The 20,226-nt window shown below is 61.1% G+C and carries 15 protein-coding genes; 4 read left to right on the top strand and 11 right to left on the bottom strand.

The genetic code is table 11. The features are described 5' to 3' along the window. Positions 1-143: 143 nt before the first annotated feature. The 10 genes from A7D21_RS08365 to A7D21_RS08320 form a co-directional block, all read right to left on the bottom strand. On the bottom strand, positions 144-1,847 hold the full coding sequence (locus tag A7D21_RS08365; protein WP_053256368.1) for an AMP-binding protein: 1,704 nt from the start codon (positions 1,845-1,847) through the stop codon (positions 144-146). A gap of 31 nt (positions 1,848-1,878) precedes the next feature. Further along, positions 1,879-3,177, bottom strand: a complete 1,299-nt coding sequence (locus A7D21_RS08360; protein ID WP_069551457.1) for an acetyl-CoA C-acetyltransferase — start codon at positions 3,175-3,177, stop codon at positions 1,879-1,881. After that, positions 3,174-4,076: a MaoC/PaaZ C-terminal domain-containing protein gene (locus tag A7D21_RS08355; protein WP_069551456.1), complete on the bottom strand. Its 903-nt coding sequence runs from the start codon at positions 4,074-4,076 to the stop codon at positions 3,174-3,176. Before A7D21_RS08355 ends, A7D21_RS08360 begins: the two co-directional genes overlap by 4 nt. Before the next feature lie 3 nt (positions 4,077-4,079). Then, positions 4,080-5,423, bottom strand: a complete 1,344-nt coding sequence (locus A7D21_RS08350; protein ID WP_069551455.1) for a 3-oxoacyl-ACP reductase — start codon at positions 5,421-5,423, stop codon at positions 4,080-4,082. Between the two features lie 133 nt (positions 5,424-5,556). Continuing rightward, positions 5,557-8,085 carry an acyl-CoA dehydrogenase gene (locus A7D21_RS08345; RefSeq protein WP_053256372.1) on the bottom strand — a complete coding sequence of 843 codons (2,529 nt, stop codon included), beginning with the start codon at positions 8,083-8,085 and terminating at the stop codon, positions 5,557-5,559. A 235-nt stretch (positions 8,086-8,320) separates the two neighbouring features. Then, the gene (locus tag A7D21_RS08340) at positions 8,321-9,772 is read right to left on the bottom strand and encodes an outer membrane protein transport protein (protein WP_069551454.1); all 1,452 of its coding nucleotides are present in this window, start codon (positions 9,770-9,772) and stop codon (positions 8,321-8,323) included. A 120-nt stretch (positions 9,773-9,892) separates the two neighbouring features. Beyond that, positions 9,893-10,396, bottom strand: a complete 504-nt coding sequence (gene praB / locus A7D21_RS08335) for an alkane oxidation protein activator PraB (protein ID WP_069551453.1) — start codon at positions 10,394-10,396, stop codon at positions 9,893-9,895. A gap of 134 nt (positions 10,397-10,530) precedes the next feature. Next, the gene (gene praA, locus A7D21_RS08330; protein WP_053256375.1) at positions 10,531-11,025 is read right to left on the bottom strand and encodes an alkane oxidation protein activator PraA; all 495 of its coding nucleotides are present in this window, start codon (positions 11,023-11,025) and stop codon (positions 10,531-10,533) included. 134 nt (positions 11,026-11,159) lie between these two features. Further along, positions 11,160-12,440: an alkane 1-monooxygenase gene (locus A7D21_RS08325; protein WP_069551452.1), complete on the bottom strand. Its 1,281-nt coding sequence runs from the start codon at positions 12,438-12,440 to the stop codon at positions 11,160-11,162. A gap of 318 nt (positions 12,441-12,758) precedes the next feature. Continuing rightward, complete coding sequence (locus A7D21_RS08320) at positions 12,759-13,757, bottom strand: alpha/beta fold hydrolase (protein WP_053256536.1); 999 nt, start codon at positions 13,755-13,757, stop codon at positions 12,759-12,761. Between the two features lie 293 nt (positions 13,758-14,050). Here A7D21_RS08320 and A7D21_RS08315 point away from each other — a divergent pair, with 293 nt between their 5' ends. From A7D21_RS08315 to A7D21_RS08305, 3 genes are read left to right on the top strand one after another with little or no spacing between them, the layout of a single operon-like run. Beyond that, positions 14,051-15,589, top strand: coding sequence for an NAD(P)/FAD-dependent oxidoreductase (locus A7D21_RS08315; RefSeq protein ID WP_069551451.1), 1,539 nt, complete (start codon positions 14,051-14,053; stop codon positions 15,587-15,589). Continuing rightward, complete coding sequence (locus A7D21_RS08310) at positions 15,586-16,476, top strand: SDR family oxidoreductase (protein ID WP_069551450.1); 891 nt, start codon at positions 15,586-15,588, stop codon at positions 16,474-16,476. Before A7D21_RS08315 ends, A7D21_RS08310 begins: the two co-directional genes overlap by 4 nt. 15 nt (positions 16,477-16,491) lie before the next feature. After that, on the top strand, positions 16,492-17,340 hold the full coding sequence (locus A7D21_RS08305; RefSeq protein ID WP_053256379.1) for a metal-dependent hydrolase: 849 nt from the start codon (positions 16,492-16,494) through the stop codon (positions 17,338-17,340). Here A7D21_RS08305 and A7D21_RS08300 read toward each other — a convergent pair. Continuing rightward, the gene (locus tag A7D21_RS08300) at positions 17,337-19,409 is read right to left on the bottom strand and encodes an EAL domain-containing protein (protein WP_053256380.1); all 2,073 of its coding nucleotides are present in this window, start codon (positions 19,407-19,409) and stop codon (positions 17,337-17,339) included. The genes A7D21_RS08305 and A7D21_RS08300 overlap by 4 nt on opposite strands. Before the next feature lie 487 nt (positions 19,410-19,896). Here A7D21_RS08300 and A7D21_RS08295 point away from each other — a divergent pair, with 487 nt between their 5' ends. Continuing rightward, positions 19,897-20,226, top strand: coding sequence for a DUF6388 family protein (locus A7D21_RS08295; protein ID WP_069551449.1), 330 nt, complete (start codon positions 19,897-19,899; stop codon positions 20,224-20,226).

The raw sequence follows: 20,226 nt of genomic DNA, 5'->3' as shown, positions 1-20,226 counted from the left end.
TAAGCAGCCGTTACCGCAGCAACGGATATGTACTCAATCTCCCTAACCCCTCACAGGCTTAAAGCAACACAAAGAGTTGCGTAGATACCTATGGTCATCGCAGGCAAGCCCGCTCCCACATTGAGATCATCAACGCTTTAAAATCAGCGCAACGCCCGGCGCAGTACTTTGCCAACCGTCGTCTTGGGCAACTCGTTGCTGCGAAACTCCACATACCGCGGCACCTTGTACCCTGTCAGGTATTCCCGGCAATGGGCGAGAAGCTGTTCCTGAGTCAGGTTCGGGTCTTTGCGCACCACAATGATCTTGACCTTCTCCCCGGTCACAGCGTCTTCGACACCGACTGCCGCCACCTCGCCGACACCTGGGTGCAACGCCACCACGTCTTCGATTTCATTGGGGTACACGTTGAAACCCGAGACCAGGATCAGGTCTTTTTTGCGGTCAACCAGACGGATATAGCCGCGCTCGTCCATCACGCCGATATCACCGGTCGCCAACCACCCCTCGGCATCCAGCACCTCGGCGGTTTCCTTCGGGCGTTTCCAGTAGCCCTGCATCACCTGCGGGCCGCGCACTTGCAGTTCGCCTTGCTCACCGATGTCGGCCAGCTCGCCATCCTCACGAATAAAGCGCACCCAGGTCGACGGCAACGGCACGCCGATGCTGCCGGTAAATTCCATCTCGCGCATGCGTGAAATGTCGATGGGGCTGATGCTCACCACTGGCGAGCATTCGGTCAGCCCGTAACCCTCGACAATCGGCACCCCGGTGACTTCCTTCCAACGCTTGGCCACCGCCGTGTGCGTGGCCATGCCGCCCGCAATCACCATGCGCAAATCCGAGAAGTCCCGCGCGCAGAATGCCTCGTTCTCCAGCAAGCCGTTAAACAGCGTGTTGACCCCGGCAATCCCATTGAAGCGCTCCTTGCGCAGAATCATCTGCACCCGCTTCACGTCCCGAGGGTTGGCGATCAAGATGTTACGCCCCCCCAGGCACATGAACATCAGGCAGTTCACCGTGAGCGAAAAGATGTGGTACAGCGGCAGCAAGGTGACGTTGGTTTCCTGTGTGTGCTGATCCAGCTGATCACCGACCCACGCCTTGGCTTGCAGCAGGTTGGCGATGATGTTGCGGTGGCTGAGCATCACGCCCTTGGCGTCGCCCGTGGTGCCGCCGGTGTATTGCAAAAAGGCCAGCTCATCGAGGCCCATGGCGACCGGCAAGTGATGCTGCGCCCGCCCCTGTTTCAGCACCTGGTTGAAGCGTACCGCGCCGGGCAAATTAAACGCCGGCACCTGCTTTTGCACATGGCGCAGGATGAAGTTCATCGCCGCGCCCTTGAAGGTGCCCAGCAAATCGCCGATGGCCGCCACCACCACGCGCTTGACGTTGCTGCCCGCCACGACTTTTTCCAGGGTACGCGCGAAGTTTTCGAAGATCACCACGGTTTCAGCGCCGCTGTCCTTGAGCAGATGCTTGAGTTCATGGGCGGTGTACAGCGGGTTAACGTTCACCACCACCGCACCGGCCAGGATCGTGCCCAGCAGGCAAATCGGGTACTGCAAGCAGTTGGGCATCATCAGCGCCACACGGTCGCCCTTTTTGACACCCTGGCCCTGCAGCCACGCGGCAAACGCGAAGCCTTGCACTTGCCAGTCGGCATAGGTCATTTCGGTGCCGATGCTGACGTAGGCAACCCGCTCGCGAAATTTCTCCAGGTGTTCCAGGAACACTTCGCGCAACGACGGGTAGGCGTCGATACCGGCCTCAATGTCCGCCGGGACGCCGGGCAGGTAAGCGTTCAACCAGATCCGTTCAGTGCGTTCCAGGCTTACAGCGTTCATGGCAGTCTCCTTGTTGTTGTTATTGATAGCGCTACTTTTCGACGATGGCGGTGATGCCCAGCCCACCCGCCGCGCAGATCGAAATCAAGCCGCGTCCGCCGCCGTTTTCGTGAATGGTCTTGGCCAGTGCCGCCAGTTGTCGGCCACCGGTTGCGGCAAACGGGTGACCACAGCCGAGGGAGCCGCCGTTAACGTTCATCTTGCTGCGCTCAATGCTGCCCAGCGGTGCATCCAGGCCGAGCCGCTCGCGGCAATAATCGGCGTCCTCCCAGGCCTTGAGGGTGCACAATACCTGGGCGGCAAAGGCTTCGTGAATCTCGAAAAAATCAATGTCGGCAACGCTCAGGCCTTCGCGCTTGAGCATACGTGGCACCGCATAGGCCGGCGCCATCAACAGGCCTTCGGTGCCGTCGACAAAGTTCACCGCTGCCGTCTCGCCGGTGCGCAAGTAGGCCAACACCGGTAAGCCCCGTTCTGCCGCCCAGGCTTCACTGGCCAACAGCACCACTGACGCGCCATCGGTCAACGGCGTGGAGTTGCCCGCCGTGAGGGTGCCATTCTGGCGGTCGTAGGCAGGCGCCAGGCCCGCGAGTTTTTCCAGGCTGGTATCGGCGCGCAGGTTGTTGTCACGGGCCAGGCCGCGATGAGGGCTGATCAGGTCGTCGAAAAAACCGCGTTGGTAGGCTGCCGCCAGGCGCTGGTGACTGGTCAGGGTCAACTCATCCTGGGCCAGCCGTTTGATCTGCCAGCGCTTGGCCATTTCTTCACAGTGTTCGCCCATGGACAGGCCAGTGCGCGGCTCGCCATTGCGCGGCAGCAACGGCTTGAAAAACATCGACGGACGCACCTTCAATAATGCCTTAACCTTGGCGCCCATGCCCTTGGCCCGGTTGGCCGCGAGCACGCTATGACGCAGCGCTTCGTTAAGGCCGATGGGCGCATCGGACGTGGTGTCGGAGCCACCGGCAATGCCCACTTCGATCTGGCCCAGGGCGATTTTATTCGCCACCAGCAAGGCGGCTTCCAGGCCGGTGCCGCAGGCTTGCTGCACGTCGTAGGCAGGTGTTGCGGGTGACAGCGTGGTGGAGAGCAACGATTCACGCGCCAGGTTGAAATCCCGCGAATGCTTGATCACCGCGCCCGCAGCAAACTCACCCAGACGCTGGCCGTGCAGGTTGTAGCGGTCCACCAGGCCTTGCAAGGCGGCGACCAGTAAATCCTGATTGCTGTCGTGGGCATACACGGTGTTGGAGCGGGCAAAGGGAATACGGTTGCCGCCGATGATCGCCACGCGGCGGGTCGGGGCCGGGTTAAAGCTGTAGTCATTCATTGGGAGCGCTCTTCACAAGTGGGCTGCCAAATAAAAAGCCCACGCATATGGGGTTTATCGCCCGCGACATTGCGCACTTCGAACTCACGCCGTGGGCCGGTGACAGGCCGGTTCCACAGGGCGACCTGGCCGGGCAGGAAGATTGGCAGCTTGAAGTCGCAATGGGCGTGGGCCTGATCCAGGCCGCCCGGCGGTTGCTGCGCGGCCAACGCGCGGCCGAGGGTCCACATGCCGTGGGCAATGGCGCGGCGAAAGCCAAAGACCTTTGCGCCGATCAGCGAGGTATGAATCGGGTTGAAGTCGCCCGAGACGTTGGCAAATCGCCGGCCCAGGTCGGCGGGCAACACCCAGCGCTGGGTGCGTAACAGGCCCTCTTCCTGCAATGCCAGCACGTCGTCCCACGGCTCGCCCACCGGGTTTTTCACGTCGCGGCGCAAGTACAGGCTGTCGCTCTCCCACACCAGCGTGCCCGCGCCATAGGCGCGGGTGGCAATGCTCAGCGCCTGGCCCTTGGGATGCGCCACCCAGCGCTCGCAAAACACCTCAAGGCGCAGGGCCTGGCCCTCCTGCAAGCGCTGGTGCTGACGAATGCGATTGGCCAGATGCACCATGCCGCTGGCCGGGTACGGGAAGCTGGGCCGAGTCAGCAGCATCAGGTGCAACGGGAACGCCAGCACGTGGGGATAGGACAGCGGCACGCCCTGCTCGCGCCGGAAACCACACGCGCGGCCATACGCGGCAATGCCGCTGGGCGACAGCTGCGCCGCCGAGCGCACCAGAAGCGCCGTGGGCAACGCGGGCGCACCGTCGAGCTTGGGTTTGCGCAGCGCGCGCACGCCGTCCAGCAACAACTGAGTGCGCGACGGCGGCGGGTCGATAATCTGCGTCACGTAGTCCATGGCTCAGGCTCCCAGCAGGCTTTGGCCGCACACGCGTACGACTTGGCCGTTAACCCCGCCGGATCCAGGGTGCGCCAACCAGGCGATGGTCTCGGCCACGTCGATCGGCTGTCCGCCCTGGGACAGCGAGTTCATGCGCCGCCCCGCCTCGCGAATCATCAGCGGGATGTTTGCGGTCATCTGAGTTTCGATAAACCCGGGCGCGACCGCGTTCACCGTGACCTGCTGCGCCGCCGCCAACGGTGCGAGGCGCTGCACCAGGCCAATCACGCCGGCCTTGGAGGTGGCGTAGTTGCTTTGCCCCAAGTTGCCGGCGATGCCGGAAATCGACGAGACACACACAATCCGCCCACCGCGGTTCAGCCCCTGGCCACTGAGCAATGCCGTACTCAATTGCAACGGTGCTTCGAGGTTGACCGCCAGCACACTGCGCCAGGCAGCTTCGGTCATCTTGGCGATGGTCTTGTCGCGGGTGATGCCAGCGTTATGCACCACCACGTCAAAGGCACCGTATTGGTTGACATGCGCCTGCAACAGCGCGGCCGTATCCGCTGCGGTGATGTCCAGCGGCAAGGCGGAGCCGTGCACACTGCTGGCGGCTTGCTGCAGCGCGTCCTGAGCCTGGGGCACGTCCACACAGACCACATGGGCGCCGTCGCGGGCCAGCACCTGGGCGATCGCCAAGCCAATGCCACGCGAAGCGCCGGTGACCAGGGCTCGCCGACCCGCGAAGGGTTTGTCCCAGTTGACGGCAACGTTACCGTCCACCGGGGTTTCCAGGCGTACCACCTGCCCCGACACATACGCCGAACGGCGTGACAGGAAGAACCGTAGGCTGCTGTCCAGGGCCTCTTCGGCACCCGGCGCCACATAGATCAATTGCACGGTGATTGCCCGGCGCAGTTCCTTGGCCAACGAACGCACCAGGCCTTCAAGGGCACGTTGGGCGACGGCCTGGGGCAAGTCCTGGCAATGTTCCGGCGCAGTGCCAAGCACCACCACGCGACCGTGGTGACCAAGGCGTTTGGCATTGGCATGGAAAAACACGTAGAGCGCGTCGAGCTGCTGCAAATCGAGCACGCCAGTGGCGTCGAACACCGCGCCCTGGACCTTGACGGTGGACGGCGCCTTGGGCGTCGCCGGCGTGGCGGCGACCGTGTCGGTGGCGGCGAAAATCGCTTGCACCCGTGCGCAAAGCCGCCCTGCCCCGGCGACAATCACCGGGTTGACCAGGCCGTGCTGGCCACTGCGGTGACGTTGCAACGGCAAGGGTTGCGGCAGGCCGATGGCCTGAGCCAGGCGGCGGCCCCAGGCGGAATTGACGAAGGATAGGTAGCTGTCACTCATAGATAGATCCACTTACAACGCTGCGTTGCCGTCTAAACCCGATCAAATGTGGGAGCTGGCTTGCCTGCGATGGCGGTGTGTCAGGCAGACCGCTATCGCGGGCAAGCCCGCTCCCACACTGACCGCGTTTTCCCTAGTTGACCGAGGCGTTTTCGCTTTGGCTGCTGCGGCGCTTCGCCGTCGGTTTGGCCAACGCCTGCTGACGCTGCTGCAAGGCTTCCAGCAAACCGAAATCCTGCGGGAAGTCGTCGACCTGAATCCCGTGGTCGGCATAGTCCACATAGCGCCCCAGCAGGCTGTCTTCGTCGTCGCTGATCAGGTCCAGCGCCCGCGCCTTGACGCGCCAACCGGTAAAGGCCGTGGCGGAAATCGGCATGGCTTCGATCACGCCTTGCTTGATTGCGGGCTTGAGCCGAGCGTCGATCAGTTCCACCTGCGGCAACAGCCGGAAGCCCAATTCGCCATAAGCCAGCTTGTCGATCTCCGGACGCGGAATGTAGGAATTGGCCAGTAAGCGGTCGCGGGTTTCGCCGGGGGTTTGCACCACCTCAGCCACTTGGGCCAACAGGCGGTCCGCCGGTTTACGCAGGGGAATCCCGAACGGGAAACTCAAGCCACGCACGATTCGCGCAGCGGCTTTCGACGGGTAGTTATCGAGCACTTCGGCCAGGGCTTCATGGGCGCGCAATAACGCATCCTGGGCCGACCAGTGCACCAGCGGCAGGTCCGCCTGGGGCCGGCCGTCATCTTCAAACCGCTTAAGCACGCAGGAAAGAATGTAGAGCTGGGACAGAATATCCCCCAGGCGCCCGGTGATGCTTTCCTTGCGCTTGAGGGCTCCGCCCAGTACGCCCATGGAAATATCCGAGATCAACGCCAGCACCACCGAGAGCCGATTGGCCTGGCGGTAGTAGGATGCCAACGCCGGATCGGTCTTGGCCGGTGCGGACATCAGGCGTCCGCCCGTCAGCGCATGCACCGCCGCACGGACGGTATTGGCCAGCACAAAACTCAAATGGCCGAACATCGCGCTGTCGAAGGCTTCCAGCGCCTTGCGCCGATCCGGGTTGCGCGCCGCTTCCATCTCGCGGAACACATAGGGATGGCAGCGAATCAGCCCCTGGCCAAAGATAATCAGGCAGCGGGTCATGATGTTCGCGCCTTCTACCGTGATGGCAATCGGGCTTTGCTGGTAGGCGCGGGCCAGAAAGTTATTGGGCCCCATGCAGATGCCTTTGCCCGCCACGATGTCCATGCCGTCGTTGACGATGATTCGCGCACGCTCAGTGACGTGGTATTTGGCAATGGCGGAAATCACCGAGGGCTTTTCGCCGGCATCCAGGGAAGCCACCGACACCTTGCGCACCGCATCGCAGGCATACAAATGCCCGGCCATGCGCGCCAATGGCGCCTGCACGCCTTCGAACTTGCCGATGGGCAGGCCGAACTGTTTGCGCATCGCGGCATACGCGGTGGTGCCGCGAACCGCCACTTTGCCCAGGCCGACGTTGGCCGAAGGCAAGGAAATCGCCCGCCCGGCGGCCAGGCATTCCATCAGCATGCGCCAGCCGTTACCGACTTGCTCGCGGCCGCCGATCACCCACTCCAGGGGAATGAACACATCCTTGCCGGTGGTCGGGCCGTTCTGGAATACCGCATTCAGCGGCCAGTGACGGCGGCCACTGTTCACCCCCGGATGAGACGTCGGGATCAGCGCACAGGTAATGCCCAGCGACCCCGCCTTGCCGAGTAAACCCTGCGGGTCTTCGGCACGGAACGCCAGGCCCAGCACCGTGGCGATCGGGCCCAGGGTGATGTAGCGCTTGTCCCAGGTCACCTTGAAGCCGAGCACTTCCTCACCCTCGTGCATACCTTTGCAGACGATGCCCAGGTCCGGAATCGCACCGGCGTCGGAGCCTGCATAGGGGCTGGTCAGCGCAAAGCACGGGATGTCTTCACCCCGCGCCAAGCGCGGCAAGTAGTAATTACGCTGGGCATCGGTGCCGTAATGCAGGAGCAATTCTGCCGGGCCCAAGGAGTTGGGCACCATCACCGAAATCGCCGCCGCCGAGCAGCGGGTCGACAACTTCATCACCACTTGCGAATGCGCATAGTGGGAGAAACCTTTGCCGCCGTACTGCTTGGGAATGATCATGCCGAGGAACCCGGCGTCCTTGGTGTACTGCCAACCTTCGGGAGACATGTCTTGCCAGACCTGGGTGGTCTCCCAGTCGTTGGACATGTCGCACAGCGTCTCGACTTCATTGTCGAGGAAGGCCTGCTCTTCGGCGCTGAGGCTTGCCGGAGCCGCGTTGAGCAGGCGATCCCAGTTGGGCTTGCCGCTGAACAGCTCTGCGTCCCACCACACGGTGCCGGATTCGATGGCGGCGCGCTCGGTGTCGGACATCGCCGGCATGATCGTACGAAACAGGCCCAGGGCCTTGCTGGTCAACAGCGCGCGACGCAGTGGTTTGAGCGTCAGCAGCAAGGCCGGCAAGACCACCAACACCGCCGCGACGCTGAGACCCAACCCCGCCACCGCATTGCACAGGTAACCAACCGCCAGCCAGATCAGGCCAGCGCCCAACCAAAGGGCTGCGGCGGCCTGTCGATACGCCAGGGCAATCGCTGCGGCGAGACCCACCAATAACCAGATAATCATGGGGATACCTCTACTTGATTCAGGGCACGGGCAATGCGCAGGCAGCTCAAAATGAACTGCGGCGTAAGGCCACACTACAAACTTGAAAAGACAAATTCAAATTTTGTTTTGAAATTTTTATTTAATGCGTTTGCGCAACAACAAAGGGCTGAACGCGTCAGCCGGCTGGAGCAGCAATCCGGACAGTTTCAGCTGCGAGCACCAGGATGCGCCGGGTGCTCGAGCCGTGGTGGGTTTAGAACTTGTAGGTGGCTGACAGGCTGACAATGTCGCCTGAAGACTCAGCCGTACCGTCGAGACGACCGCCGCCAAGACGATCAACGTTCTGGGTTCTGATGTTGACCTTCTGAACAAACTGGTGCGAATACGCGGCGTCCAGCGACAAGCCTGGAATGGCCTTGATATCGTAACCGGCACCCAGCGATGCAAAGTAACGGTCGCCGTCAGGGATACGCGGATCGCGGGTCGAGTTGCGCGTCGGGGTTTGGTCATACGCCACACCGGCGCGCAGGGTCAGCTCGTCCGTAGCTCTGAAATCTCCCCCCACGGAGTACATCCAGGCATCCCGATAGTTGTAGGGAATGGCAACGATCGTCGAGCCTTCGGACTTGAGTGTCAGGTCCTTGAAGGATGACCATTGCGTCCACATCGCGCTGACACCCAAGGTCCAACGGTCGTTGAACTGGTGCACCCAGTCGATTGCGGCAGTCGCCGGAATATCCAGCTGCGTGCTGGCATTGGCGCCGTTGGGGTACAACTTCAGGCCAGGGTACGCCGTTTCGACCAGCGTCTTGCCGGTACCGAAGACGGTGTCGTCGGTCATCAAGCCGTTGTTCAACACATCCGCCCGGATGTTGTATTTACCGGTCATCTTGTTTTTGATTTTGGCGTGGTAGTTAAGGCCCAACGAGTCCTGCTCAGTCGGCTTCCAGACAACGCCGGTAAACCAGCCAACGGAAACGTTATCGACCTTGACGCGCATCAGTGCGCTGCCGACGCCCGACGGAAACGCCCCATTGCCCAACCCGGGAGAGACCGACGCCGCCGAGAACAGATCGATGTTCTGGCTGACAAAGCCTTGGCTACGCTGGACGATCATGCCACCACCGATGGAGAAGTCGTCACGCACCTTGAACGATAAGGAACCCGTCAGGCCGACGGTTTCGATTTTGGTGTCCACGGCGAAGTCGCGAAACTTGGAGTTTTCATTCCAGGTGGTACGCATCCCTTGTGGCACAACCTGACTGAGGCCGAATGCAAAACGGTCACCCATCGGGATAACCAGAAAACCGGTCGGCAACCAGGCAGTGAAGCCGCCCTGGCCACCGTCATTGTTGTTGACGACTGCCGTACTCGGGTCAAAGCTGCCATCGGGCATCACGGCGGTATTGGATGCTGGGTTACCGGCGTAATCGTAAGCCTGGCCGCTGTATTTAATCTTCACACGCGCATAGTCGACGGTCTGTTGAACCACGGCCTGGTCGACAAATGCCATGGCCGCCGGGTTGTTGTAAGCAGAGCTAGGGTCGTTCTTGAACAGAGAACCGCCGCCGAACGCCCGACCCCATCCAGGGGCACCGTACGTCGGCGTGGAGAAACCACCCGCCTGCACGGGCGCTGTCGTCATCAGCCCCCCCAGTAATGCCAGCCCCAGCAGTGTGTGAGCCTGTTGTTTCTTAGTGATCATGCGGCACTCCTTATTATTATGCGCTCCCGGCATTGCCGGCTTACCACGTCAGCCGGCACCTCTTGCGAGGCACCGGTTTTTCAACGGGTGATCAACCCTTCGTTCTGCACTGCGCGCCCGTTATGGGTTAACGGTCAGGCCGGCGGCAGTGGTGGTCAGCGAGACAATGTTGCAGCCGCCGCTCAGCGCCTGGTTAGCCGCGGTCAACGTGTGAGTCGCAGGGTTCCAGGCCACGCTGATGGTGGACGCGCCGCAGTCGGTGCCAGGAAGTACGATGGTTTTTCTGATGGTGTAACCCACGTTCTCCACTTGGCCTACTGCGCCCGACAATGCGGTCAGCTTCCAGCCTGGCGACGGGATGCTTTTGAGGGTTGGCAACGCGCACAGGCCGCCACCGGTCAGGGCCGCATTGTTGATGGTGGCCACACCGCCACTGACATTACCGCTGAAGGTAATGCCGCATGTCACAGAGCCCCCGAATGAAGACGGTGACTGCACGACGATGGAGCCTGCGGTGGTGGTGAAAGGACCTTCCGGGCTGATCGAAGCCGCAGTGGCCATCGAAGCAGCGCCCATGCAAACAGCCAGAGCAGTCAACGACACGAGAGTTTTCAAGCTTTTCATTGTTTTTCCTCACATGTTATGGCGAGTCATTTCGCCAGGGGTAATGGCCATGAACGAGAAGTCACGGTGAAACTGCAGAACGTCCCTTTCCAGCCAAATTTCAATTCAATTACCGCTGCACCCTTCGGATGGGTTTATTCGACGACTTTGAAAGTCGGCGGCATCTTGATCGACACCGTTTTGATCGTGCAGTCTTCGCCAATCGGTACATTGGCGGCTTCCAACTTGCCAGTGGCGTTATCCCACGTCCCGTCGGCCGTGGACGGACCACACTTGCCACCCAGGCCAAACGCGTGCACATCCACACTGATCTTCGACATGGAACCGCGCTTGGTATCTTTGGCAACTAATACCCACGGCAAGTTGATTGCCTCGACACGGCTGCACTTGAGGCCGCCCTCGAATTCAACTTTATCGACATTCACCGATGCGCCATCGGCGGCAACTTTGCCGGCGACCTTGATGGTGCAGTCGGCACTGATCAGCGCGCCTTTGGAAAAGCTGATCGGGCCTTGCGCCGTAAAGGCGCTGCCGGCGGGCTCGATCCGCGCCGCCTGGGCCTGCTGGTAAACAATCAGGCCCAGGGCGGCCAATACGACATGCGCGGTGAACGTGGCAGGGCTTTGCATAATGTACGTCCTTCCCTTGAAATTATTGTTGTCGGGGCAAACAACTTACTGACCACTCAATCGGTAAAACCTGGGCGATGAAAACCCGCGCGATACACAGATCGCGAGTTACACAAAGCCTGTATTACGTCAGCTTAGAATGGCGTGGCACTGTTACTGTACTTCTCCAGGTACTTCAACCGTTGCGAAGGTTGAAGATTGGTCAGGGTAATATCCCCGGCATAATGATTGAGTACTCGATGGTCCATGCGCCGCCGCCACAAGTACGGCAAGTAGGCCCAGACAATCATGCTCGCGTACCCATAAGGCAATTGCGGTGATTCATCAAAGTGGCGCAACGACTGGTAACTACGCGTGGGGTTGGCATGGTGGTCGGAATGCCGCTGAAGTTGGAACAGAAAGATATTGGTGACAATCCGGTTGCTGTTCCACGAGTGCCGAGGCGAACACCGTTCATAACGACCGTTGGGCAACTTCTGGCGTTTAAGCCCGTAGTGCTCGACGTAGTTGACCACTTCCAGCAACGAGAACCCGTAGACACCCTGAATGATCAGGAACGGAATCACCGCCGCGCCCAACCAGACAATCATCACCCCCCACAACACCACGCTGTACATCCAGGCACTGAGCACGGCGTTCTTCCAGTGCCAGGCCGGCAGGCCGAGTTTGCGCAGCCGCTCGCGCTCCAGGTTCCACGCCGACACGGCGCTGAACCACACCGAACGCGGCAGGAACGCCCAGAAACTTTCACCCAGGCGTGAGCTGGCCGGGTCTTCCGGTGTGGCAACGCGTACGTGATGACCACGGTTATGCTCAGTGTAGAAGTGCCCGTAGAACGTCGGCGCGAGGGTGACCTTGGCCAGGAACACTTCCAGCGGTTTGGGTTTGTGCCCCAGCTCATGCGCCGTGTTGATCGCGATGCCAGTGGCGGCCCCCGTGGACATTGCCATGCCCAAATAAGTCAACGCGCTGACCTCACCGTGCAGCTCAGTGCGCGCGGTAATGAATGCTGCGGTTCTTGCCAAGCCGCCTGCAGGGTCAAGGGTCGCGGTGGCATGCAGCAAGCCGCCGTTGATGATCCATTCGATACCACCGGCGGCCAACCAGCCGGTGATCACCACCGAAGCGATAACAAACAGCACGCCGGTGTAGACGATCCAGCGGTAGTAGCGTTGGGATTCGAGGTTGCTGACCGCGGACTCGGGCGGGTTGCTGACGTCTTCACCCAGCAGGCCGTCGATCAACGGGATCAAGCCGAAGATCACCAGTACGCCGACCCACCACAGTTGCTGCACGCCGGTGGTGATTGCCAGGGCGCCGGACAGCAACGTGGTTGCCAGGGGCAGGATGCCCAGCCACCACAAGTGGCGTTTGGCGTCGGTCCAGACGTGCGCGGTTGCGAGGGTCTGATTCATGGCAGCCTCCGCACGCAGCGGCGCGGCAGGCAAAGATTCGCGGCATTCAACAGGGGCACGCAGCACTGATGGCGGCGAGAATTCAGCGATGCGATAAAAGGCGTTTTTTTCATTATTTTATTCGCTCTTAGGCATTTCAAAAACTGTTTCAAATTAGACATTGAAATAATTTTTTTAAATAAATAGCGCGGAATCGTTAGGTCGTCAACTAGTTTCTTGGAACCATTCTCACGTGACCGGGCAGTCTCTTTTTCAGCCGTTTGGCCAGGTGTCTAGGGCAAGCTTCGACGCCATCGAACCGCGAGTCGGGTTGCACATTTATTTGCTCGCCAAGGCAAAGGCCGGACGCAGCACCGTCGCACTCGCGGCCGGCGTGACCCGCTTGGCGACCTGATCCACCAGCGCTGCCACGCGCTCTGTGGCGGTGATCGGCAGCATATGGCCACGGCCCTCCAGCACCTGCAATTTCAGGCCCGGCACCTTGCTTGCCAGGCCCTGGCCATGCTTTTGGAAGTCCAGCACGTTGTCGCGCGCGCCGTACATCAACCCGATCGGCAGGGTCAATTGCGGGTAGCGCCTGACCATGTCGGGCAGGTCATCATTGACGAGGTTGATCTCACTGGAAGCGGCGTAGAAGTTGTCAGGACGCATACCGAGCAAGCCACCGCCGCGTGTGGCAAAGTCGGGCGGCGCGGCATCGGGGGCGAACACGCCCTTCACCACCGAACCTCGGGTGAGCAGGCCGACAGGCACCGTCAGCGTGTGCGAGAGCCAGCGCCGCAACCACGCCGGGCGCACCGCCAGCGACACAAACACCAGCGGCAGCATGCGCTGCGGGTGGGTCAGCGGCGCCACCAGGATCAACCCAGACACCGCCTGAGGGTGATCAAGCGCCAGCGCCAGGGCTATCGCCCCGCCGAGGGAGTGCCCCAACACCAGCGGTTTATCCAGGTCGAGCGTCTTGATAAAGGCCGCGATTTGCCGAGCCTGGGCCGGCAGATCCGCCGCCGTACCTGCATGGCGGCTGGAATAGCCCGACCCCGGACGATCAATCGTGATCACGCGAAAGCGGTCACGCAGCTGGCTGGACAAGGCATAGGTCAAGTTGCGACTGCTGCCCATCAGCCCGTGAATCATCACCAACGGTGGGCCCTGACCTTCCTCTACGTAATGAAAGCGCTCGCCATCGACCTCCACGAAGCGCCCGTTGATCGGAACGGCCGCTTCAATGCGCTGCGTCATCCAGGCACTGAACCCCCATAACACAACGCTTGCGGCCACAAGCACACCCGCAGCGACAACCCATTCGACAGCCATAGCTCGGTCCTCTGCTTCCCTGCCGCTGGCGACCTGACCGTTATTGATCAAGGCCTCAGCCATCGTCCACACCCTGGACCTAAACTTCATGCATGCCGCGCTCGTCCGTCGGATAAGTCGCACATGCGGAACAAGGTCCTAGCGTAGGCGATATTTTCAGGTAGATTATTTAAAATCTTTTTTAAAATAAATAATTCATTTTTCCTTTGCAATGGTGTTCTATCTAAAAGACAAAACAAAAACACAGGAGCACACACGATGCCCTCCCAGCGCTCCCTCTATGAGGCCTGCCTATGAATGCCCACAGTGATTCAATCGACATCGCCATCATCGGTTCAGGTTTCGCCGGCCTGTGCATGGCGATCAAACTCAAGGAAGCCGGGCTCAGCGACTTCTTCATCGCCGAGCAGGCCGAAACCCTCGGTGGCACATGGCGCGACAACCATTACCCAGGTTGCGCCTGCGACGTGCAGTCCCATGTGTATTCGTTTTCGTTTGCGCCGAACCCGGACTGGACGCGGCAATTCGCCCCGCAGGCGGAGATCCGTGCGTACCTTGAGCAGTGCGCGCGGCGTTTCGCGCTGGCGCCCTACCTGCGCTTCGGCATGGGCCTGCAACGCGCGGTGTTTGATGATCAGCAGCAACGCTGGCAACTGAGCTTCAACAATGGCCGACAGGTCAGCGCGCGGGTGCTGGTGTCGGGCATGGGCGGCTTGTCGCGCCCGGCCCTGCCGGATATTCCGGGGCTGGACAGCTTCAAGGGCAAGCGCTTCCACTCCCAGCAATGGGACCACGACTATTCATTAAAGGGCAAACGCGTCGCCGTGATCGGCACCGGCGCAAGTGCCATCCAGTTCGTGCCGCAGATCGCGCCGCAGGTGGCGCACCTCGACCTGTTCCAGCGCACGCCGCCGTGGATTATGCCCAAGCCCGACCGCGACATTTCGCGCATCGAGCGCTGGGCCTTCAAGCACTTGCCGTTCACGCAGCGCCTGGTACGCGGCGCGTTTTACTGGGCACTCGAAGGCCGCGTCGTAGGCTTTGCCTTGCACCCAAAACTGATGAAGATGGTGCAGAAAATCGCTGTGCGCCACCTGCATAAACAAGTGGCCCGCCCGTCCCTGCGCAAAACGCTGACGCCGGACTACACCATCGGCTGCAAGCGTGTGCTGATCTCCAATGACTATTACCCGGCGCTGTCGCGCAGCAATGTCGCGGTGGTGACCGACCCTGTGGTGCGTATCGAAGCCGACGGGGTTATCACGGCCGACGGCATCAAGCACCCGGCCGACTGCCTGATTTTCGGCACCGGTTTCCAGGCCAGCGACCCCCTGCCCCGCGATTGCATCATCGGCCGCGACGGCATAGACCTGATGGACGCGTGGCGCGATGGCGCCCATGCGTACAAAGGCACCACGGTGCCGGGTTATCCGAACCTGTTTCTGATCGTCGGCCCCAACACCGGCCTTGGGCACAACTCGATGATTCTGATGATCGAGGCCCAGGTCACCTACATCCTCGATGCGCTCCAGCACATGCAGCGCCAGCGTATCGCCACGGTCGACGTCAAACCCGAGGTGGAGCGCGCCTACAACCTGCAACTGCAGGACAAACTCAAACGCACCATCTGGAATACCGGCGGTTGCCAGAGCTGGTACCTCGACCCACGCACCGGCAAGAACACCACGTTGTGGCCCGGCTCGACCTGGCGTTTCAAGCAAGTCACCCGGCATTTCGCGCTCAAGGACTATGTGGTTGCCTTGGCACCGCCGCACGCCATCCCCCACGTGATGACAGCGCCAAACGCCACTGCCGAAGGAAGCCTGTCATGAAGTCATTCAACGGCCGCGTGGCGGCTATCACCGGCGCGGCTTCCGGCATGGGCCGCGCGTTGGCCCTGGCGCTGGCACGGGAAGGTTGCCACCTGGCCCTGGCGGACAAAAACAGCCAAGGGCTGGAGCAAACCTTGGCGCTGATCAAGACCTCGACACTGTCGCCGGTGAAGGTCACCACCCAGGTCGTGGATGTGGCTGACCGCCAGGCCATCGAAGCCTGGGCCGCGCGCTGCGTGAGCGACCACGGCCAGGTCAACCTGATCTTCAACAATGCCGGCGTGGCGCTGTCGAGCACCGTCGAAGGTGTGGACTACGCCGACCTGGAATGGATCGTCGGTATCAACTTCTGGGGCGTGGTGCACGGCACCAAGGCGTTTTTGCCGTACCTGAAAGCCAGCGGCGACGGGCATGTGGTCAACACCTCCAGCGTATTCGGCCTGTTTGCCCAACCGGGCATGAGCGGCTACAACGCGACCAAGTTTGCCGTGCGCGGCTTTACCGAATCCCTGCGCCAGGAACTCGACCTGCAACGCTGCGGCGTGTCCGCCACCTGCGTGCACCCCGGCGGTATTCGCACCGATATCTGCCGCAGCAGCCGCATCGACGCGAACATGACCGGCTTTCTGATCCACAGCGAGCAACAGGCCCGCGCCGACTTTGAAAAGCTGTTCATCACCGATGCCGACCACGCCGCCAGGGTCATTCTGCAAGGTGTGCGCAAGAACAAACGCCGCGTACTGATCGGCCGCGACGCGTACTGCCTCGACCTGCTCGCCCGCTGCCTGCCTGCGGCTTATCAAGCCCTGGTGGTGTTCGCCAGCAAGCGCATGGCGCCCAAACCACGCACGCCGGTGTTTGAACCCAACGACGAACCCCGTCTCTGAACAGGAGCACGCACCATGCTACCCATCCGTCGCGATATCCGTTTTGCCTTGCCTGCCGGGCGCATCAAGGACTGGCATGAACAGGGCCCATTCATCACGCACTTCTTCAATGCGTTGTCGCTGCTGTTTCCCCAGGGCGAGCTGTTTTTCATGGACAGCGTGCGCCATTACCGCCAGCGCATCGACGACCCGCAACTGAAAAAACAGATCCAGGGTTTTATCGGCCAGGAAGCCATGCACAGCCGCGAACACGTGGCCTACAACGACCTGCTGCAAGCGGCAGGTCTGCCGGCCCATACCCTCGACCGGCGGCTCAAATTCATCCTCGACCTGCAAAAAAAACACCTGCCTGCCTCTTTCAATCTGGCGGTGACCATCGCCCTGGAACATTACACCGCGATGCTCGCGGAAATCCTGCTCAGCGACCCAACGCGCTTTGGCGACTCACTCAAGGGCTACCAACAAATGTGGTACTGGCACGCCCTGGAAGAAACGGAACACAAAGCCGTGGCGTTCGATGTGTGGAACACCGTGATCAAACCCGGGCCCGCGCGCTACCTGCTGCGCACCGGCACCATGCTGACCACCACCGCGCTGTTCTGGCTGGTGGTGTTTGATTTCCACCTGCGCCTGCTGGTTGCCGACCGCAAGGCCGGTGGGCACCTGAAGGGCTTCTGGCGCATGCTCAAGTTTCTGTACGGGCCCAAGGGCGTTTTCCCACGCATGCTGCGGCCGTGGCTGCATTACTTCAAACCGGGCTTTCACCCCTGGGACCACGACAACCGCAAGCGCCTGGCGAGCATTGATGGGTTGATCGAAGAGATCGAGCAGACCCAACGCGAATACGCGTCAGCTTCGGTTTAAACCTGAGTTGACGCGCGCTCGCGGACAAAGCGTTGCAGCTGATCGCCGGGCAGTGCCTTGCTGAAATACCAGCCCTGGATGAACAGTTCGGGGCCGGTACTCAAGAACGCCAACTGCTCGGCGGTCTCCACCCCTTCCACTACCACGCCCAGCTTCAGCGCCTCACAGAAACGCAGCATGCCGGTCAGCACCTGCGCGCCCTTGGGGTCGCGCTGGGCGACCACAAAACTGCGGTCGATCTTGATGAAGTCCACCGGAAACTGGTGCAGGTAACTCAACGCCGAAAACCCGGTACCGAAGTCATCGATATACACCTTGGCGCCGATCGCTTGCAGTTTCTGGATGGTTTGGCGGGTCACCTGGGTATCACCGACCAACGCGTCTTCGGTGATTTCCACCGACACCTGACCATGGGCCTGCGCAAGGATTTCCACCAAGCGCTCGCCGTAGGCGGCATCGGTCAGGGTGGCGCTGGAAATGTTGATGGTCATCGGCAAGGTAAACCCGTTTTTCTGCCACTTCTGGTACTGGCGCACCGCCTGGGAGGCCACCCACACATCCACATCCGGCATCAACCGCGCCTGGGCGAGCCATTGCAGGAACTCCCAGGGTGAGTGCACCGTGCCCTGGTTGTCACGCGCGCGCATCAGCGCCTCACAACCGGTGCACAGGCCGGTGCGAGTGGAGACCTGGGGCTGGAATTCGAGATAGAACTCATAGTCGCTGATCTGCTCGATGCGGCTCAGTTCGACGGCCTGACGGGCCAGGGTCTTGTGGGACGCCAGCACAGGGTCCAACTCCAGCAGGCGGCCCTTCTCTTCGAGGCCGCGAAAGGTCATGTCCAGCGACTTGAGGTACACCGTACCGCCTTCGCTGGCCTGGCGATGAATCGCGCGTACATACGGCGCATACACCAGGGTGCCCACACCCAGCAGCAGCACCTGCAACACCACGGCCGCCGCGTCACCGTGGGTGCTGAGGTAGGCATTGAGCAACACCGGCGAAGTCAGCGGCACGCTGGCCACCGCCGGTGACACCCAGCCCAGGTTGACCACCGTCAATGCCACCACGGCGTTGAGCGCCGGCACCAGCAGAAACGGGATAAACAAACGCGGGTTCAGGATGATCGGCAAGCCGAACAACAACACCTCGCTGACGTTGAATAACGACAGCGGCAAACTGGCCATTGCCAGCAAACGCATGGACTTGCTTTTGGAGAACAGCAGAATCGCCAGCAACAGGCACAACGCCCCGCCAGACCCGCCGATAAACGCGAAACAACCCAGCAGGCCATTGTTGAGCAGGTACTTGATCGGCTCACCCGCCGCGAGTGCGGCGCCATTGAGCACCACCGCCTGGTCCAACACATCGAACAATGGCTGCATGGCATACACACCGTGAATGCCGAAAAACCACAGCAACGAATTCATCAGGGTTACAAACAACCCGCTGCCATAAGGCGATTGCAGTGCATCGAGCACCTGCGGCCCCTGGAGTTGCGCCACATACGGGATCAGTAACAACAACGACAACACCACCACCAATACCAGCGCGGTAATCGCGCCCGGCACCACCATATTGATGGCCCCGCGCAGGTTATGGCCGACCAGGTCCCCATTGACCAGGCGGGTCCAACGAAAACGGTGCAGCCAGGCAATCGCCGGTACATTGAGCAGCGGCGAGGCGATGGCAATGAACAATACGAAGGTCGCCGAAGCACGCGGGTATTCGCGCAAGACAAACGTGGCGACCACCACATGAGCCAGGCACAAAAAAGCGACCGGTAATTGTGGCAGGCGGTGCTGGATCGCCAGCATGTAACCAATGGAGGCCGCCACCAGCAGCGGAATGACCGAACTGATCTGGTTGTGCAACCCCGACAGAAAGCCCACCACCTGCGGATCGAACCCCAGCACCCTGGCGCATTCGGACAGGATCAGGAAACCGGCCGACACCAGCAGGCACGGCAGAATCCACAGGAGCCCCTCACGTATGGCGCGCAATGATTCGGTACTGGCCAGGGCCGCCAGGCGCTGAGTCAGGAAAAGTTTGAACAGCGTTTGCACCATGCCCCGCCCCTCCGCACATCGCGCTCTGCCCCTGGTGGCAGCCCCGAAAACCTCGTGTAACGCTACACGGCCAGCTACCGAGAGCGAAAGGTTTTTGCCGCGCCACCCGCAATTATTCAGAATTAATGTCGGCCCTTGATGCTTGTCGCCTACGGTGAGTGAGCCCATGCTTTGGGTGGTTACTCTCGAACGGACTCGAGCCCAGGCCTTGCTCCGTGTGTCTTACCCGACATCCAGGTGCCTGCCCATGCGCCGCATACTGCCCCTTATGACTGGTGCGCTGCTGGGGTTTTCTGCGCCGCCATCAACGCAAACGAAACGAGTTTTCCCGACGCCCACGCCAGCGATCCGGCCCGTATCCCATGGAGGGACGGCGCCCCGCCGCCGCCGGACCGAACCCTGCGTGTTGAGGCGATGGCCCGCGACCTGATTGCAAAACCAGCGGCATGACCCCATCTAGTGATCTCACCTCATCAGGAGTAAGCCCTTGTCAGAACCCGGTGATAATCACCAGCGCGCCCTGGACCGTTTCTTGAACGAACACCCGCAGGTCTGCGCGGAACTGGACACCCTCAACCCTTTGGCGGCGCAAGCCAAAGGCGAAACCCTGGCGCAATACCGTGCCGAACGCCTGCATGAAGCGTTCGAAGCCGAGGCGGAACGTCAGAACCTGTTTGCCTGGGAACTGACCCTAAAACTGACCGCCGAATCGAACGAGGCCTTCGAAGCCCAGCGCCTCGAAGTGCACAAGGAGGTCGCGCAGATGGCGGGGTTGAGTTGGGATGAGTATTGTCGGCTGCATGATTTACCCGGTTGA

The sequence above is a fragment of the Pseudomonas sp. AP19 genome, from assembly GCF_001728855.1.
In the GTDB taxonomy this organism is placed as follows: domain Bacteria; phylum Pseudomonadota; class Gammaproteobacteria; order Pseudomonadales; family Pseudomonadaceae; genus Aquipseudomonas; species Aquipseudomonas fluorescens.
This window is presented reverse-complemented; position numbering and strand designations above follow the sequence as displayed.

Bases quoted from the DNA above. Each gene is read 5' to 3' on its own strand.
- A7D21_RS08365 (WP_053256368.1), bottom strand. From the start codon at position 1,847: ATGAACGCTGTAAGCCTGGAACGCACTGAACGGATCTGGTTGAACGCT.
- A7D21_RS08360 (WP_069551457.1), bottom strand. From the start codon at position 3,177: ATGAATGACTACAGCTTTAACCCGGCCCCGACCCGCCGCGTGGCGATC.
- A7D21_RS08355 (WP_069551456.1), bottom strand. From the start codon at position 4,076: ATGGACTACGTGACGCAGATTATCGACCCGCCGCCGTCGCGCACTCAG.
- A7D21_RS08350 (WP_069551455.1), bottom strand. From the start codon at position 5,423: ATGAGTGACAGCTACCTATCCTTCGTCAATTCCGCCTGGGGCCGCCGC.
- A7D21_RS08345 (WP_053256372.1), bottom strand. From the start codon at position 8,085: ATGATTATCTGGTTATTGGTGGGTCTCGCCGCAGCGATTGCCCTGGCG.
- A7D21_RS08340 (WP_069551454.1), bottom strand. From the start codon at position 9,772: ATGATCACTAAGAAACAACAGGCTCACACACTGCTGGGGCTGGCATTA.
- praB (WP_069551453.1), bottom strand. From the start codon at position 10,396: ATGAAAAGCTTGAAAACTCTCGTGTCGTTGACTGCTCTGGCTGTTTGC.
- praA (WP_053256375.1), bottom strand. From the start codon at position 11,025: ATGCAAAGCCCTGCCACGTTCACCGCGCATGTCGTATTGGCCGCCCTG.
- A7D21_RS08325 (WP_069551452.1), bottom strand. From the start codon at position 12,440: ATGAATCAGACCCTCGCAACCGCGCACGTCTGGACCGACGCCAAACGC.
- A7D21_RS08320 (WP_053256536.1), bottom strand. From the start codon at position 13,757: ATGGCTGTCGAATGGGTTGTCGCTGCGGGTGTGCTTGTGGCCGCAAGC.
- A7D21_RS08315 (WP_069551451.1), top strand. From the start codon at position 14,051: ATGAATGCCCACAGTGATTCAATCGACATCGCCATCATCGGTTCAGGT.
- A7D21_RS08310 (WP_069551450.1), top strand. From the start codon at position 15,586: ATGAAGTCATTCAACGGCCGCGTGGCGGCTATCACCGGCGCGGCTTCC.
- A7D21_RS08305 (WP_053256379.1), top strand. From the start codon at position 16,492: ATGCTACCCATCCGTCGCGATATCCGTTTTGCCTTGCCTGCCGGGCGC.
- A7D21_RS08300 (WP_053256380.1), bottom strand. From the start codon at position 19,409: ATGGTGCAAACGCTGTTCAAACTTTTCCTGACTCAGCGCCTGGCGGCC.